Annotated in this window: 16 protein-coding genes; 11 read left to right on the forward strand and 5 right to left on the reverse strand. The window is 39.6% G+C overall.

All coding sequences use genetic code 11. The features are described 5' to 3' along the window. The first annotated feature begins 112 nt into the window (after positions 1 to 112). Positions 113 to 724 carry a LexA family protein gene (locus tag G9371_RS10240; RefSeq protein ID WP_001124839.1) on the forward strand — a complete coding sequence of 204 codons (612 nt, stop codon included), beginning with the start codon at positions 113 to 115 and terminating at the stop codon, positions 722 to 724. Positions 725 to 795: 71 nt separating this feature from the next. Here the strand turns inward: G9371_RS10240 and G9371_RS10245 are convergent, their stop codons facing one another. Beyond that, positions 796 to 1,407 carry a LysE family translocator gene (locus G9371_RS10245; protein ID WP_029424452.1) on the reverse strand — a complete coding sequence of 204 codons (612 nt, stop codon included), beginning with the start codon at positions 1,405 to 1,407 and terminating at the stop codon, positions 796 to 798. Positions 1,408 to 1,563: 156 nt separating this feature from the next. On the opposite strand from G9371_RS10245, the gene G9371_RS10250 reads away from it, so the two are divergent. After that, positions 1,564 to 2,019 carry an Lrp/AsnC family transcriptional regulator gene (locus G9371_RS10250; protein ID WP_000373858.1) on the forward strand — a complete coding sequence of 152 codons (456 nt, stop codon included), beginning with the start codon at positions 1,564 to 1,566 and terminating at the stop codon, positions 2,017 to 2,019. A gap of 65 nt (positions 2,020 to 2,084) precedes the next feature. On the opposite strand, the gene G9371_RS10255 is transcribed toward G9371_RS10250, so the two are convergent. Further along, positions 2,085 to 3,701 carry a purine-cytosine permease family protein gene (locus tag G9371_RS10255; RefSeq protein ID WP_000116433.1) on the reverse strand — a complete coding sequence of 539 codons (1,617 nt, stop codon included), beginning with the start codon at positions 3,699 to 3,701 and terminating at the stop codon, positions 2,085 to 2,087. Between the two features lie 195 nt (positions 3,702 to 3,896). On the opposite strand from G9371_RS10255, the gene G9371_RS10260 reads away from it, so the two are divergent. The 3 genes from G9371_RS10260 to G9371_RS10270 all read left to right on the forward strand — a co-directional run bounded on the left by G9371_RS10260 (position 3,897) and on the right by G9371_RS10270 (position 8,745). Continuing rightward, positions 3,897 to 7,361, forward strand: a complete 3,465-nt coding sequence (locus tag G9371_RS10260; RefSeq protein WP_032009311.1) for an ATP-binding protein — start codon at positions 3,897 to 3,899, stop codon at positions 7,359 to 7,361. Beyond that, positions 7,358 to 8,317, forward strand: a complete 960-nt coding sequence (locus G9371_RS10265) for a response regulator transcription factor (protein ID WP_029424450.1) — start codon at positions 7,358 to 7,360, stop codon at positions 8,315 to 8,317. The genes G9371_RS10260 and G9371_RS10265 overlap by 4 nt, the downstream gene beginning before the upstream one ends. A 143-nt stretch (positions 8,318 to 8,460) precedes the next feature. Beyond that, on the forward strand, positions 8,461 to 8,745 hold the full coding sequence (locus G9371_RS10270) for a GNAT family N-acetyltransferase (protein ID WP_001025680.1): 285 nt from the start codon (positions 8,461 to 8,463) through the stop codon (positions 8,743 to 8,745). A 107-nt stretch (positions 8,746 to 8,852) separates the two neighbouring features. Here G9371_RS10270 and G9371_RS10275 read toward each other — a convergent pair whose 3' ends face one another. After that, complete coding sequence (locus G9371_RS10275) at positions 8,853 to 8,966, reverse strand: hypothetical protein (protein ID WP_002054858.1); 114 nt, start codon at positions 8,964 to 8,966, stop codon at positions 8,853 to 8,855. 64 nt (positions 8,967 to 9,030) lie between these two features. On the opposite strand from G9371_RS10275, the gene G9371_RS10280 reads away from it, so the two are divergent. The 5 genes from G9371_RS10280 to G9371_RS10300 all read left to right on the forward strand — a co-directional run bounded on the left by G9371_RS10280 (position 9,031) and on the right by G9371_RS10300 (position 12,919). Further along, complete coding sequence (locus tag G9371_RS10280; RefSeq protein ID WP_002054848.1) at positions 9,031 to 9,690, forward strand: amino acid ABC transporter permease; 660 nt, start codon at positions 9,031 to 9,033, stop codon at positions 9,688 to 9,690. After that, positions 9,680 to 10,345, forward strand: a complete 666-nt coding sequence (locus G9371_RS10285) for an amino acid ABC transporter permease (RefSeq protein WP_000418073.1) — start codon at positions 9,680 to 9,682, stop codon at positions 10,343 to 10,345. The genes G9371_RS10280 and G9371_RS10285 overlap by 11 nt, the downstream gene beginning before the upstream one ends. A 2-nt stretch (positions 10,346 to 10,347) precedes the next feature. Continuing rightward, positions 10,348 to 11,079 carry an amino acid ABC transporter ATP-binding protein gene (locus G9371_RS10290; protein ID WP_029424449.1) on the forward strand — a complete coding sequence of 244 codons (732 nt, stop codon included), beginning with the start codon at positions 10,348 to 10,350 and terminating at the stop codon, positions 11,077 to 11,079. Positions 11,080 to 11,109: 30 nt separating this feature from the next. Next, the gene (locus G9371_RS10295; RefSeq protein ID WP_029424448.1) at positions 11,110 to 11,970 is read left to right on the forward strand and encodes a transporter substrate-binding domain-containing protein; all 861 of its coding nucleotides are present in this window, start codon (positions 11,110 to 11,112) and stop codon (positions 11,968 to 11,970) included. An 82-nt stretch (positions 11,971 to 12,052) separates the two neighbouring features. Further along, on the forward strand, positions 12,053 to 12,919 hold the full coding sequence (locus G9371_RS10300) for a cysteine ABC transporter substrate-binding protein (RefSeq protein WP_029424447.1): 867 nt from the start codon (positions 12,053 to 12,055) through the stop codon (positions 12,917 to 12,919). 43 nt (positions 12,920 to 12,962) lie between these two features. Here G9371_RS10300 and G9371_RS10305 read toward each other — a convergent pair whose 3' ends face one another. Then, a complete protein-coding gene (locus G9371_RS10305) occupies positions 12,963 to 13,082 on the reverse strand; it encodes a hypothetical protein (RefSeq protein ID WP_002114211.1) in 120 nt (39 codons plus the stop codon). A 76-nt stretch (positions 13,083 to 13,158) separates the two neighbouring features. After that, positions 13,159 to 14,094, reverse strand: a complete 936-nt coding sequence (locus G9371_RS10310) for a LysR family transcriptional regulator (RefSeq protein ID WP_029424446.1) — start codon at positions 14,092 to 14,094, stop codon at positions 13,159 to 13,161. A gap of 91 nt (positions 14,095 to 14,185) precedes the next feature. Here G9371_RS10310 and G9371_RS10315 point away from each other — a divergent pair, with 91 nt between their 5' ends. Continuing rightward, positions 14,186 to 14,824, forward strand: coding sequence for a LysE family translocator (locus G9371_RS10315; protein WP_000267778.1), 639 nt, complete (start codon positions 14,186 to 14,188; stop codon positions 14,822 to 14,824). Positions 14,825 to 15,150 lie beyond the last annotated feature (326 nt).

Here is a 15,150-nt window from a genome sequence, read left to right on the forward strand (position 1 = left end):
ATCTGATCATGAAATTTATTGTTATGCAAAAAAAATATTTCGTCAACTTGAAAATGTAACTTTTTCAAGTTACATTGTTTGTGTAGGATTTGAACGGTGAAATGGAGGCGATATGCCAAAGAAGAAAGAATTCGAGCATGGCGGTGCACGGGAAAACGCCGGCCGTAAAGCACAGTTCAATGAACCCACCAAAGTAATTCGTGTTCCTGAATCTCAAGTCAACTTTATCAAAAATTGGTTACTGAATAATGTCAAAACCGATAACCAGACAGATTTCACTTCAAAACTAAAGATACAGCAGGTTCATCCGAACAACGATAAAATTTACCACATTCCTTTGGCGACAGAACGTGTTGCTGCGGGTTTCCCATCACCAGCGCAAGATGATATTGAGCAAGCACTCGATTTAAATGAATATTTAATTAGAAATGAAAATGCCACCTTTATTGTCAAAGCCAATTCGTTGTCCATGTTAGATGCCGGAATTGATATTGATGATCCGCTTATTGTGGACCGTAGTATACCTGCTAAATCGGGCGATATTGTGATTGCACTTATCGATAATGATTTCACTGTTAAGCGCTTAATGATTGATACCCAATTTCAGCCCCCTAAAGTGTGGCTAAAAGCAGAAAATCCTGATTATCAAAATATTTATATTGAAGAGGGGCAAGAACTGGTGATTTGGGGAGTAGTGACCTATAACCTCAAACGAATGAGATAAATTTTCTTATATTTTATTATTTAAGTTACTGACCAGAAATGATGGTCAGTAACTTTTCGTTGAATGATTTTTTAAATTTGCCCAATCAATAAACATGTAGCGATAACGACCATCAAGCCACCCGAAAAACGGCCAACTAATTGGGCTGCCTGTGGTCTGGTTTTCAAAATAGCCTCTGAACCATAACCCACCATTAAGTAAATAATCGCGCAGCTAATTATGTGGACAACACCAAAGGCAAGAATTTGTGTCGTTACTGACCATGAAGCAGTGGTGTCAATAAATTGAGGAAGCAGCGCTAAAAAGAGCAAAAAAACTTTCGGGTTTAATCCACTCACGTAAACGCCTTTGGTAGCCCATCTCAACCATGACTGAGCCTTTTCAGAACCAGACTTGTTCGGAGTAGGAGGGGTAAGTAATAAATTTATTCCCATCCATAATAAATAGACAGAACCCGCAACAGTAAGAATCATCAGAGCAGTTGGGTTATTTGCTACAAGCAGACCAACACCAGCCGCTACCAATAAAATCGTAATAAAGTGCCCGAATAGCATACCTGCAACAGCGGGGACGACGACTTTACCCTTAATACCTGCGGAAATGGCGTAGGCCCAGTCTGCCCCTGGCGTAATAATAAAAAGAATGGAGACACTCCAAAATGCAATAAAAATATTAAAAGCCATATGCTTATCTCGGCAAACTATTTTCCAAAGGTTTCGCCCGTGGTTTAGAAAAAATCCCTATTTATTCGAGCTTGTTGAAAATAATATGCTCATGTATTTAGAATGTGCTTTTAAATGTTTGCTCATATCACATACATTTGGGGTAAATTTTTCTAAATGGATCGCATAGATAAAAAGATTCTTGCTGAATTGCAATTAAATGGCCGATTATCTATCACTGAATTGGCAGAAAAAGTTGGTTTGAGCATTTCACCTTGTCATAGACGAGTGAAGGCTTTAGAAGAGTCGGGAGCTATCAAAGGCTATCGGGCAGAACTCGACCCAAACTTAGTCGGTTTTGAGTTTTCAGCGATTGTTTTTATTACGCTTAAAGAAGGCGATAAACAGGCGGTTGAGAAGTTTGAAAATGCCGTGATTGAGATTCCGCAAATTATTCAGGCGCAGCGTTTGTTTGGTGAACCTGACTATTTACTCCATGTTGTTGCTAAAGATTTACCGGCTTTTCAGCGTTTATATGACGAAAAATTATCGGCTATTCCAAGTGTGCAACGGCTCATCTCAACCATTGTGATGAAAGATGTGGTGCCTGAGCGTTTATTTCCGATTGGCTAAATCATCAGATATAAAAAAAGAAGCTTTAAAGCTTCTTTTTTTAATTGGTAAAAGGGGGTAGGCATCTAGGCATCGAGTGTTTTACACAAAGAACAAATTGTACCGTTATGTTTGTGAGAGAACATAATATCTGGACGCTCATAGCCTTGCTCACATACGCGGCAGTGATAAACAGTTGCTACTGGTGTACCTTCAGCATCGTAACGTGGTTCTTTAACGCCGTCATCGTGTGACTTGATGTAGTATTTTCCTTTGGTTAATAGGCCCATGATTGGTGTTAATACAAAGGCAAGTACAAGTGCAATAATTGGAGAGTAAGGCGCTAGGAAACTACCCAATAATCCGAAGAATGCTGCAATCGATAAACCTGCTGATACAAGGAAAGCAACCATACCGACAGGGTTTACGTTGTAGAGCATGTCACGACGGTATTCCGGTTCTTTTGGTGAAAGTTTTAAAACATATTTGTTGATTGAAATGTCTGTTGCGACAACCACAACCCATGCAATCGCAAAGTTTGAATAGAATCCTAAGATTTTACCCAGTACCGCAAACATGTTGCCTTCCATTAAAGCAAGTGCAATTGCCAAGTTCACCATCACAAACACAATACGACCAGGATAATGTTTGCTAATACGAGTGTAGGCACTTGTCCATGCAAGGGAACCAGAGTAAGCATTGGTCACATTAATTTTAATTTGAGAAATAACCACCAAAATAACCGCAAGTGTTAAAGCCGCCCAGCCCGGAAGCATGTCATGAAACGCCGCATTAAACTGTTGAACAGGTTCGGTACTGTTTACGCCCGGTATTTTAGTGAGTAAATAGAAACCTAAAAATGCCCCAATAATTTGTTTAATCGCCCCTAGAATCACCCAGCCTGGCCCCGCTGAAATAACCGCTGCCCACCATGCTTTGCTATTTTCTTTTGTTTTTGCAGGCATGAAGCGTAGGTAGTCAATTTGCTCACCGATTTGCATAATTAGGGATAAGCATATACCTGCACCAAGCATAATCGCTGCCATATCTACAGGTGCAAAACCTTCATGACCTGTAAACGTTGCAAACTGGCTAACTAAGGTAGGTTCTTGGTAAATCAGATAAGCCACAGGACCAATCATTAGAACGAGCCAAAGTGGGGTAGTCCAGACTTGTAATTTACTTAAAGCTTTCATGCCGTAAATCACCAGCGGAATAACCATAACGGTTGAGATGAGGTAGCCAGCCCAAAGCGGAATGCCTAAACCGAGCAATAATCCTTGCGCCATGATTGAACCTTCAAGGGCAAAGAAAATAAATGTGAAACTGGCGAAAATGATACTGGTAAGAACCGAACCGATGTAACCGAAACCTGCACCGCGGGTAATCAAGTCAAGGTCGATGTTATAGCGAGCTGCGTAGTAGGCTAAAGGAATGCCGGTTAAGAAGATAATAATCGCTGCAAATAAAATGGAGAAAACAGCATTGGTTGTTCCATAAGACATACCAATACTGGCACCAATAGAAAAGTCAGCAAGATAGGCAATACCACCAAGTGCAGTAATAGCAACAACTTTGGGACTCCAGCGCCGAAAGCTGTGTGGAGCATAACGTAAAGTATAATCTTCTAAGGTTTCATTCACTGCTTTTTGTGAATCTGTACCTTGCACAGTGTCCAGATTTGGATGTTCAGATACACTCATAACATCAATCTCCCAATCATTTTCGGTCAATCAACACAAATATTGATCATTGTTTTTTGATGGTTTTGAGTGTGTGATTTTTGGGAAAAATTGAAAATACGTTATTTTGCGTATATGTGCGTATTAGAAAAAATCGCCATGATAAATGACTTTTGGCATAAGGAGTGCTGGGTTTAATGCAGCCACATGCCAAACATGAGTGTTATGCCAGATTCTTCACGCCCCCAACAAGCGCCACAACGTGTGATCAAAACACGCCGTGAATATAATATTTGGGTGGCAGATGAAAGTATCGAAGATTATGCACTCCGCTATGCACCTACCTCAGTACGAAAATGGTCGCCTTGGACGGTAACTAATACCGCAATCTCGACCGTTAGCTTTTTGGCTATGGAAGCCATTGGGGCGACCATGCTTTTGCAGTATGGCTTTAGCAATGCATTATGGGCAGCAATTGTTGTATGTACCATTATATTTTTAACCAGTTGGCCGATTAGTTACTACGCCGCAAAATATAATGTAGACGTCGATTTGCTTACTCGTGGTGCAGGTTTTGGCTACATTGGCTCGACCATTACATCTCTAATTTATGCCAGCTTTACCTTTATTTTGCTTGCCTTTGAAGCCGCAATTATGGCAATGGCTCTTGAGCTTGCCTTAGGCATTCCGCAAGTTATCGGTTACTTAATTTCTGCATTAGTGATTTTGCCTTTAGTAGTCAAAGGCATTGGTTTTATTAACAAAGTTCAGGCAGTCACTCAGCCAATCTGGCTCTTATTGCTGTTATTACCGTGGTTTTTTGTACTTTGGAAACAACCACAAGTTTTAAGTAGTAGTCTGCATTTTGTTGGGGCAGTTTCAAACTCGACCGATTTTAATCTGTATTACTTTGGTGCGGCGTGCACTCTTATTTTTTCATTTGTGATCCAAATTGGTGAGCAAGCCGACTATTTACGTTTCTTACCGCAAAAAGAAAAGAATAGAACTGCATGGCGTTTTGCCGTTTTTTTAGGTGGTCCATCTTGGATTATTTTTGGATTTTTAAAAGTTTTGATGGGCATGCTGCTGATGGTGTTGGCTTTTCAGCTGTTTATTCCTGTCTCTGAACTAGACAATCCGACTTATTTATATTGGGTTGCTTATCAGCAGTTTATTCCAAATCCTCAGCTAGCGTTAATATTGACTCTAGCACTGGTTTGCTTGGCGCAAATTAAAATTAATATGACCAATGCCTACGCTGGTTCATTGGCATGGTCTAACTTCTTTGCGCGCTTAACTCATAGCCATCCGGGACGAATTGTCTGGCTTCTTTTTAACGTGTTTATTGCCATTGTTTTGATGGAAATGGGAATTAGCCATGCGGTTGAACGTATTTTGGGACTATATAGCAATATCGCTTTGGCATGGATTGGTGCCGTCGTTGCCGATTTAATTATCTGTAAGCCTTTAGGTCTAAGTCCGAAGGGAATTGAATTTCGCCGTGCTTATTTATACGACATTAACCCCGTAGGTGTAGGTGCTTTACTGATTGCTTCAGTGCTATCGATGCTGAGTTATTTGGGCTTTTTTGGACTCATGGCGAAAGGTTTGGCGAGTTTTGTTGCGCTAGGAACTGCGTTGTTATGTGTACCTGTTATTGCTTACTTAACCAAAGGCAAATATTACATTGCACGCCAGCCTGAAAAAATTCAGGCGACTTCGGTTGCTAACTGCGTGGTATGTGAACGGGACTATGAGCTTGCTGATATGGCGGGTTGCCCAGCCTATAACGGTACGATTTGCTCTCTATGCTGTTCACTAGAAGCACGCTGCCACGATTTATGTAAACCTGATGCACGTTGGTCGGTACAGCTTAAAAAAGCCATTTGGCGCTATTTACCAGAACGTTGGGCTAGTCGTTTAAATAGCAGGGTCAGTTTGTATCTATTGTTGACTCTAGGATTGTCTATTGTTTTGGCAGTGAGTTTAAGTCTGGTTTATATCCAAGAAAAAACCTATTTAGAAACCATTAATGCGGCAGCCGTTCCACAGCTCTTTACACTGTTTGTGAAAATTTACACCATTTTATTTTTATTAATGAGTGTTGCTGCATGGTGGTTAGTACTAAACGATGAAAGCCGTCGTAATGCCGAAATCGAAACGCATCAGCAAACAGCATTATTGATTGATGAAATTGCTGCCCATGAAGTCACTTCAAAAGACTTACAAGATGCCAGAATAGCAGCAGAGCGGGCCAATGATGCAAAAAGCCGTTATGTCATTGGCATTAGCCACGAACTACGGACACCTCTAAATAGTATTTTGGGCTATAGCCAATTACTTCAAAAACAAGAACAACTCTCTGAACAAGGCAAAATGGCGCTCGGGGTGATTAGCCGTAGTGGGCAGCATTTGACTTCACTCATTGACGGTTTACTAGATTTAGCACGCATTGAAACAGGCAAGATTTCTTTAAATGTAGTGGATGTGCATTTCCCCAATTTTATTGAACAAATTATTCAAATGTTTCAACCACAGTTTGAACAGAAGAATTTACAGTTTGTTTATGAAATTGGAGATAACTTACCGCACTATGTCCGTACCGACAAAAAACGCTTAGAACAAGTGCTCATCAATTTGCTGGGCAATGCTTTAAAGTTTACAACGAGTGGCACAATTACTTTAAAAGTCGAGTACCGTTTTCAAACGGCTTATTTTGAAATTAGAGATACGGGCTGTGGTATTGCCGAGGCAGATTTAGAGCGAATCTTTAACCCGTTTGAACGGGGCAGTAATGTGGTTCAAGGCGGATTTACCGGAACAGGGCTAGGCCTACCCATTGTAAAATTATTAGTCGATTTACTTGGTGGCCAGCTATCTGTGACTAGTCAGCTCAATCAGGGTTCACAGTTTAAGATTAAATTTTACTTACCTTCAAAAGAAGTAGTTCATCCGATTTCTAATGTCTATTCCAACCAGATTACGGGTTATCAAGGCGAGCGAAAACGAATTTTGGTTGTCGATAATGAAGCTGTGGACCGAGGCCTAGTCGCTAATTTTCTAAAACCTTTGGGGTTTATTATTGAAGAAGCCGAGTCGGGCATTGACTGTTTAAGACGTGTACCTATTTTCCAACCTAATCTGATTTTGATGGATTTAAATATGCCTTTGATGGGCGGGTGGGAAACTGCGCGATTATTACGTCAGAATAATATTACCAATGTGCCGATCTTAATTATTTCAGCGAATGCAGGAGAGCGTGAAGTCAATCCACAAGACGCCGTCTTAAGTGAAGACTTTATGTTAAAACCAATCGATCTCAATTTGTTGCTGAGTAAAATTGGAGATAAGTTGGGCTTGGTGTGGATTGATTCCAAATCAGAGACACTCCTTGAAAATAATGAAGTTCAAGCACTCGATTTAAATATATATAAGCAAGAGCAAGTTGCTGTTCATACACCAATTCAACAACCAGAAAATAATGATCTGCTTGATTTACCGCAAAGCTTGCAACAGTTAAATGATTTAATTGGACAGGGTTATATTCGAGGAATTCAACAGACTTTAATGCAATGCCGTCAAAATTTTCCGGAGCATAACGAGTTATGGGAACAGCTTGAACAGGCTATTCAAAAGTTTGATTTAAAACACGCGCAACGATTGATTCAGGATAAGCAATGAGTACGCAACATGTTTCTTTTCAGCAAGCTTCACCAAACGAGCAGGCTGTTATTCTGATTGTGGATGATGTGCCGGAAAATTTAGGCTTGTTACATGAAAGTCTGGATCAGGCAGGTTATCGCGTGCTTGTCACAACCGATGGGTTAAGTGCAATTGAAATTGCACACCGATGCTTACCAGATATGATTTTACTTGATGGCAATATGCCACATATGGACGGTTTTGAAAGTTGTATACAGCTTAAAGCGAGTCCAATTACGCAGCTTATTCCCGTTATTTTTATGACAGGTTTGTCTGAGACAGAACATATTGTGCGTGGTTTTCAGGTCGGCGGGGTGGACTATGTAACCAAGCCTCTGAATATTGAAGAAGTATTGGCAAGGGTAAAAACACATTTGGCACATGCCAAACTATTGCAACAACAAAAACAGGTCATTGATGCAACGGAAACAGCAATTCTTGCACTAGATGTTCACGGTAAAATTGTTTGGAAAACTCAAAAAGCCAGTGATTTACTGAATCAATATTTACCTGAATTAGAAGGTTTTGAAGCAGGCTTAAAAGCTTGGTTTTCAGATTTGGAACATGAAAAAGACCCAAAAAAATTAACCAGCTGTTCTTATTCGACACCATCTCAGCAATTACAGCTTTTATTGCTCACGCCGTGGGAAAGTGAGCCAAGTGTGGCAAAAAATTATCTTATCCAGATCAAGACAACTACGCCAGCTTTAGAAATGGCTGATATTTTGAAATATTGCCCGCAGTTGACTCAACGTGAGGCAGAAGTCATGCACTGGTTGTTGTTGGGGAAAACCAATAAGGATATTGCAGAAATTTTGGAGCTGAGTCCACGGACAGTGAATAAACATTTAGAGCATGTTTTTGAAAAACTTTGTGTTGAAAACCGAACTGCTGCGGTGGCGCATATTAATAGCTTGGTGCAAGAGTTTCACTAATTTAGGTGAAGATTGTATTTAAAAAGCATACAGACTCACTGCTAAAAATAGGCTATTTTTTTACAGTTAAATTTGTTCTTATAGATAAAGATTATACAAAGTCATTTTTAAATAAATACGATTTGTAATATGAGGAATTCATTGTGAATATTCAACAAAAAGATGATACAAAACACGGCAGCTTTAGCTTACTTGATGGTGAAACCGTTGCAGGTGAAATGACTTATACATGGGCAGGCGAAAGCATGCTAATTATTGATGCCACAGATGTAAACGAAAATTATCGTGGACAAGGTGTAGGTCGCCAATTACTTGATGCTTTGGTAGCTTTTGTTCGTGAAAAAGACGTAAAAGTAATTCCGCTTTGCCCATATGCTAAATCGGTTTTTGATAAAGACCCAAGTATTGGTGATGTACTTAGAAAATAAGCAATAGATTAAAAATCATTTAATAAAAATCGGGCCTTGGTGTCCGATTTTTTTATTGGTTTTATTACTCATCTTTGCTTTAGTGAACATGTTTTGAGCGGTTTTATTCAACTGATTTGAAGCTTTTCGATTGCCAAATCGAATTTATCAAACTTATAGAAAAGCTTATCTAATAAAAATAGTTTTAGACCAATTGGGAAAAAAATAAACTTGTTACACAAATATTTAATGGCTGACGAAAGCTAAATATTTATAACGTTTTAATATTATTTGTTGGAATTTTCCTTGAACTGGCAGTATATCCATAGTGTGTTGCCGCAATTTTTCTCTGCAACTTTGACCACGCTGAAAATTTCAATTATCAGCATTATTTTGGCAATTATTGTAGGGCTAATTTGCAGCATTTTAATCACATATCGCGTGCGGGTGCTAAATAGAATTGCCCAGTTCTATATTGAGTTATCTCGAAATACCCCTTTATTAATTCAACTGTTCTTTTTGTATTACGGTTTGCCAAAACTCGGTATCAAAATTGATGGTTTTGCCTGTGGTGTGATCGGACTGACCTTTTTAGGCGGAAGCTATATGGCCGAAGCTTTCCGAGCTGGTTTGCAGTCGGTGGCCAAAGGGCAGATTGACTCAGCAAAAAGTATTGGTCTACAACCGACTCAAATTTTTAGATATGTCATTTTCCCTCAAGCGCTTGCCATTTCAATTCCGGCAATAGGGGCAAATTGCCTATTTCTAATTAAAGAAAGTTCTGTGGTGAGTGCCATTGCTGTCGTTGAGCTGCTTTTTGTCACTAAAGACTTAATTGGCATGGACTATAAAACTACGGAAGCTTTGTTTTTACTCATCATGGCTTATCTGATTATTTTATTGCCCGTGTCTATTTTAACCAGTTATCTGGAGCACAAAAGTCGGAAGGTGAGCCATGGAACTTGATTATCTATTTCAAGCGAGTCACCTCGAACGTTTAATGTGGGGACTTTGGGCAACTGCAAAAATTGCTTTTATTTCGGTGTTTTTCTCTGCAATTTTTGGCACAGTTTTCGGCGTCATTATGACTTCTAAAAACATAGTCGTTAAATCGCTGTGCCGCCTGTATCTAGAAGCCATTCGAATCATTCCAATTTTAGTTTTGCTGTTCGTGTTTTATTTCGGCTTTGCGACATGGTTTAACTGGCAGTTTTCTGCAATGTGGGTGTGTGTTGTTGTGTTTGTTTTGTGGGGTACGGCAGAAATGGGCGATTTGGTTCGTGCAGCCATTACTTCAATTGATCAACATCAACGCGATTCGGCCTATGCGCTCGGACTTACCCACGTTCAAGCTTTGATCTACGTCATTTTTCCGCAAAGTCTAAAACGAGTAACACCAGGCGCGATTAATTTATTTACCCGAATGGTGAAAACCAGCTCTTTGGCAGTCCTGATTGGTGTGGTTGAAGTCATTAAAGTTGGCCAGCAAATTATTGAAAATTCGCTGTTGACCGTGCCAAGCGCTTCTCTTTGGATTTATGGCTTTATTTTTATTTTGTATTTTCTGATTTGCTATCCCTTATCTCGTTTGGCAGCACATTTAGAAAAGGTCTGGGGGTAATTATGCCTTTGTTATCGATACAACAATTACAGAAATCATTTGCACAAAGTCATATTTTACAGGGCATTGATCTGGATGTAGAACAAGGAGAGGTGGTTGTTATTTTAGGTCCATCGGGCTGCGGTAAAAGTACCTTATTGCGCTGTATTAATGGCTTAGAACCGATTCAGGGTGGTGAAATCCGTTTAAAAGGCTCAGGTGTGCTTGGTAAAGACGTGGACTGGACTAATGCTCGTCAAAAAATTGGCATGGTTTTTCAGAACTATGAGCTATTTGGGCATATGAACGTCATCGACAATATTTTGCTCGGGCCACTTAAAGTACAAAAACGCCACCGCGATGAAGCAGAACAAGTAGCAGATGAATTGCTAAAGCGAGTGGGATTGTTTGAGCGAAAACTTGATTATCCACGACAACTTTCAGGTGGACAGAAACAGCGTATCGCCATTGTTCGTTCACTCGTGATGCAACCTAAAGTCATTTTACTTGATGAAATTACCGCTGCGCTTGATCCGGAAATGGTCAGAGAAGTGCTCGATGTGGTACTCAAGTTAGCGAATGAAGGAATGACTATGCTGATTGTGACACATGAGATGTCCTTTGCCCGTAAAGTTGCCGACCGCATTATTTTTATGGATAAGGGCAAGATTATTGAACAGGCTTCACCACAAGAATTTTTTGAACAGCCAAAAACAGAACGAGCGAAAGCCTTTCTAAATATTTTGTCGTACTAAATTTTTATTATTTGAATCATGAGGAAGTGAATGTTTAAACGTAATTCAATAAAAATATTAAGCAGTCTTGCCATTGCTGGGGTTTTATTAACTGCATGTAGTAAAACGCCATCAACTGAACAGGCAAGTAATGCTCAAGAAGACCATTCTTTAGAACAAGTCAAAAAAAATGGGGTTCTACGCGTTGCCGTTTTTGCCGATGATCCGCCGTTTGGTTTTGTAGATAGTGCGGGGAATAATCAGGGCTTCGATGTAGCTCTAGCAAAACGGGTGACTAAAGATTTGCTCGGTGATGAAAAGAAAGTTGAGTTTATTGTGACTGAAGCTTCAAATCGGGTGGAGTTTTTAAAATCAAATCGTGCCGATGTGGTGTTCGCGACATTTACAGTAACCCCTGAACGTAAGGAAGTTGTCGATTTTGCCGAGCCTTATTTAAAAGGTGCGTTTGGTATTGTCTCGCCTAAAGCCAAGCCGATTACCGACATTGCCCAATTAGAAGGTAAAACCTTAATTGTAAACAAAGGCACAAGTTCAGATACCTACTTTACCAAGCATTATCCAAAAGTAAATTTACTCAAGTTTGAAAGAAACTCGGATGCTTTTAAAGCCTTAACTGATGGTCGTGGTGACGCAATTTCACAAGATAGTACCTATGCTTTGGCATGGGCTGCGAAGAACCCAAGTTATGTTGCAGGTATACAGTCTATTGGTGATCAAGAGTTTATTGCGCCAGCAGTGAAAAAGGGCAATACCCAACTATTGAATTGGCTCAATACTGAAATTAAGCAGCTTAGAACAAGTGGTGAAATTAAGAAAATTTATGATGAAACCTTGAAGCCAATTTACGGTGACTCGGTCAATCCGAATGTGTTTTTAGATGTAGGCCAATAATTTTCGATATCGCTAGAGCAGTGTCTAAAAGTAGGCGCTGCAATTTTAAATAAGACTTTTACAAGAACGATAGGGTGAAATAATGACAACATTAACATTTCAAAACGTGAAGCATATTTTAGTTGCGTCTTTACTGAGTTTAGGTTTAGTTGCATGTGACAAAGGAACTCAGTCTACTGAAAAAACGGCAGATACCAAGCAAACTACGTCAAGTATTGAACAGATCAAAAAGAATGGCGTGGTACGAATTGGCGTATTTAGTGATAAACCGCCGTTTGGATATTTAGATGCTCAAGGTAAAAATCAGGGCTTTGATGTAGAAATTGCTAAGCATGTCGCGAAAGATCTGCTGGGTGATGAAAACAAAGTTGAGTTTGTTTTAACTGAAGCTGCGAACCGTGTCGAATATTTAAAAGCCAATAAAGTAGATATTATTTTTGCAAACTTTACCGTTACACCTGAACGTAAAGAAGTGGTCGATTTTGCTAAACCTTATTTGAAAGTTGCTTTGGGCGTCGTTTCTCCTAAAAGTCATCCGATTACCGATGTTGCTCAACTTAAAGATAAAACTTTACTGGTCAACAAAGGTACAACGGCTGATTCATTCTTCACCAAGACTCATCCTGAAATTAAACTACAAAAGTATGAACAAAACACTGAAACTTTTGATGCTTTAAAAGATGGTCGTGGTGCTGCGCTTGCCCATGATAACTTGCTGGTTTTAGCGTGGGCTAAAGAAAATCCAAATTACACTGTTGGCATTACCAATTTAGGTGAGCAAGACTTAATTGCACCAGCAGTGAAAAAAGGCGATAAAGAGTTACTGGACTGGTTGAACCAAGATTTAGAGAAACTGGCTAAAGAAGGTGTGATTCATCAAGCTTATGAAAAGACTTTAAAACCAGTCTATGGCGATACGATTAATCCAAAAGATTTATTGGTTGAGTAATCGTGCTAATAACGATTAGAACTCTAGATAGTCTTTGCTCGAGCTAAGATTCATCTACAGCCTGCCCATAATTTATAAAGATAATGTTTTTGCAATATTTTTTATAGATGTAAACAGTGGTCAGGTTCTGTAGATGAGAAAGTTTTTTGGTTACTTTTTTCAAAAAAAGTAACAGAATTAGCTGATTGCTTTAGAGGTTAAAAGGTTGGATTCCATCGTGCTAATTCTTTGACTTTATATTACTTTAACTTAAATAAAGTCGGCTCTGCTGCTAATTTATCTGCCAAATATTGAATCAATACACTCAATTTAGGCGGGACATGCCGTGTCGGTGGGTAGAGTAACCACAGCCCACCGCTATAATAGGTCTTAAAATACCAATCTGGTAAAACCTGCACTAAGGTGCCTTGTTGTAGAGCATGGCGTGCAACGAAGTACGGCAAGCTCGCAATACCTAAATGCTGTAATGCAGCACTCAAACGCACACCTGTATGGTTTGCAGCATAACGACCACGCACAGCCACACTGATCGATTTATTTCCTTGCTGAAATTTCCACTTTGAGTCACTGGCTTGTTCACCCAAGTAAATGCATTCATGCTGCTTTAAATCATGAGGATGGTTCGGTGTGCCATGCTTGGACAAATACTCAGGTGTGGCACAAACCAAGTGATCAATATCAATCAGCTTTCGACCCATAAGGCCACCCGGTGGTTGCTCTGTAATTCGAAGTGCTAAATCGACGCCATCATCAATGAGGTCTACATAGCGATCTTCTAAAAGCATTTGAATATCAATTTTTGGATAACGTCCTAAAAATTCGGGTAAATGCGGATGAATCATAAAATGTCCCACAGCTTTCGGAACACTCAAGCGAATAACACCTTCGGGTTCGACATGAAATTGGCCCGAACTTTCCATGACTGCTTGTGCAGCATTCACCATATCTAAACAACGTTGATAAACCTGTTGTCCGCTTTCACTTAAGCGAAGTTTCCGCGTAGTTCGATAGAGTAAGCGGGTGCCTAAAGCACGTTCTAATCGAGCAATCGCGCGGCTCACAGCAGAAGGTGTTGTACCAAGCTGGCGTGCAGTTTCAGAAAAGCTTTCCGACTCGACAACCTTAACGAAGGTCGCCATTTCATTTAACAGAACCGGACTTTGATTTGTGCTCATGAGGCAAAAGTTATTTGGATTTTGACTAGATTATCGCGTTTAAAAAATCGCAATACAATCTTTTAGGTGATTTTCAGGAAACTAAATTGTTATGTGGCAGTTATATGGGCATGAGTTTTTAACGCTAGCTCTTATTCACTTTATGGCGGTGATTTTACCGGGACCAGATTTTGTGATTACGGTAAGACAAAGTGTACGTTATGGTTATTTGATTGGATGTCTGACTGCAATTGGTATTGGTGTCGGAATTTCAGTACATGTGTTTTATACACTTGTTGGTATTGGCTTTTTGATTCAGCAAAGCGAATGGCTCATGTCACTGATCAGAACAGTGGGGGCAGCTTACTTAGTGTATTTAGGATGGCAGTGTTTACGTAGCCAGCCGAATACTAATATTGAAATTAATGGCCAAGCAGGTAGTGACACGCCAAGTTTATTTAAAGCGTTTACCATGGGTTTTCTTACCAATGCGTTAAACCCCAAAGCCACTATCTTTTTTCTGGCAATTTTTACGACGATTGTAAGTACGACCACACCGATGAAAGTTCAGGTTTTTTATGGGATATGGATGTGTATGGTCAATGCTATCTGGTTTATGGTGGTGAGTGTACTGTTTGCACAGCCTATCGTACGTAAAAGATTTTTGGAGTTTGGGGTTTATTTTGAGAGGGTGATGGGAGTGTTGTTGATTGGGATTGCATTGAGATTGATTTGGAGTTTGTTTGTTTAATTGCCGTGAGTATTTAATGGGGGCAGAAGTATGATTTTAGATTGTATATAGTTTTTACGGCGTTCATACCAGTATTTGCTCGTGCTAAATTTCATCCACAGCCTGCCCATGATTTATAAAGATAATGTATTTGCAATATTTTTTGAAAAATGAAAACAGAGAACAGGTTCTGTGGATGAGAAAGTTTTTGGTTACTTTTTTTAAAAGTAACAGAATTAGCTACTTTCTTTGGAGATAAAACGGTAAGACTCCGCCGTGATAACCACTAATAATTTTTAGCTCAACCTAAAGTCATCTGCAAACTATTGCATAGCACGACAGAGTAT

It is taken from the genome of Acinetobacter sp. EKM10A (assembly GCF_011075215.1).
In the GTDB taxonomy this organism is placed as follows: Bacteria; Pseudomonadota; Gammaproteobacteria; order Pseudomonadales; family Moraxellaceae; genus Acinetobacter; species Acinetobacter baumannii.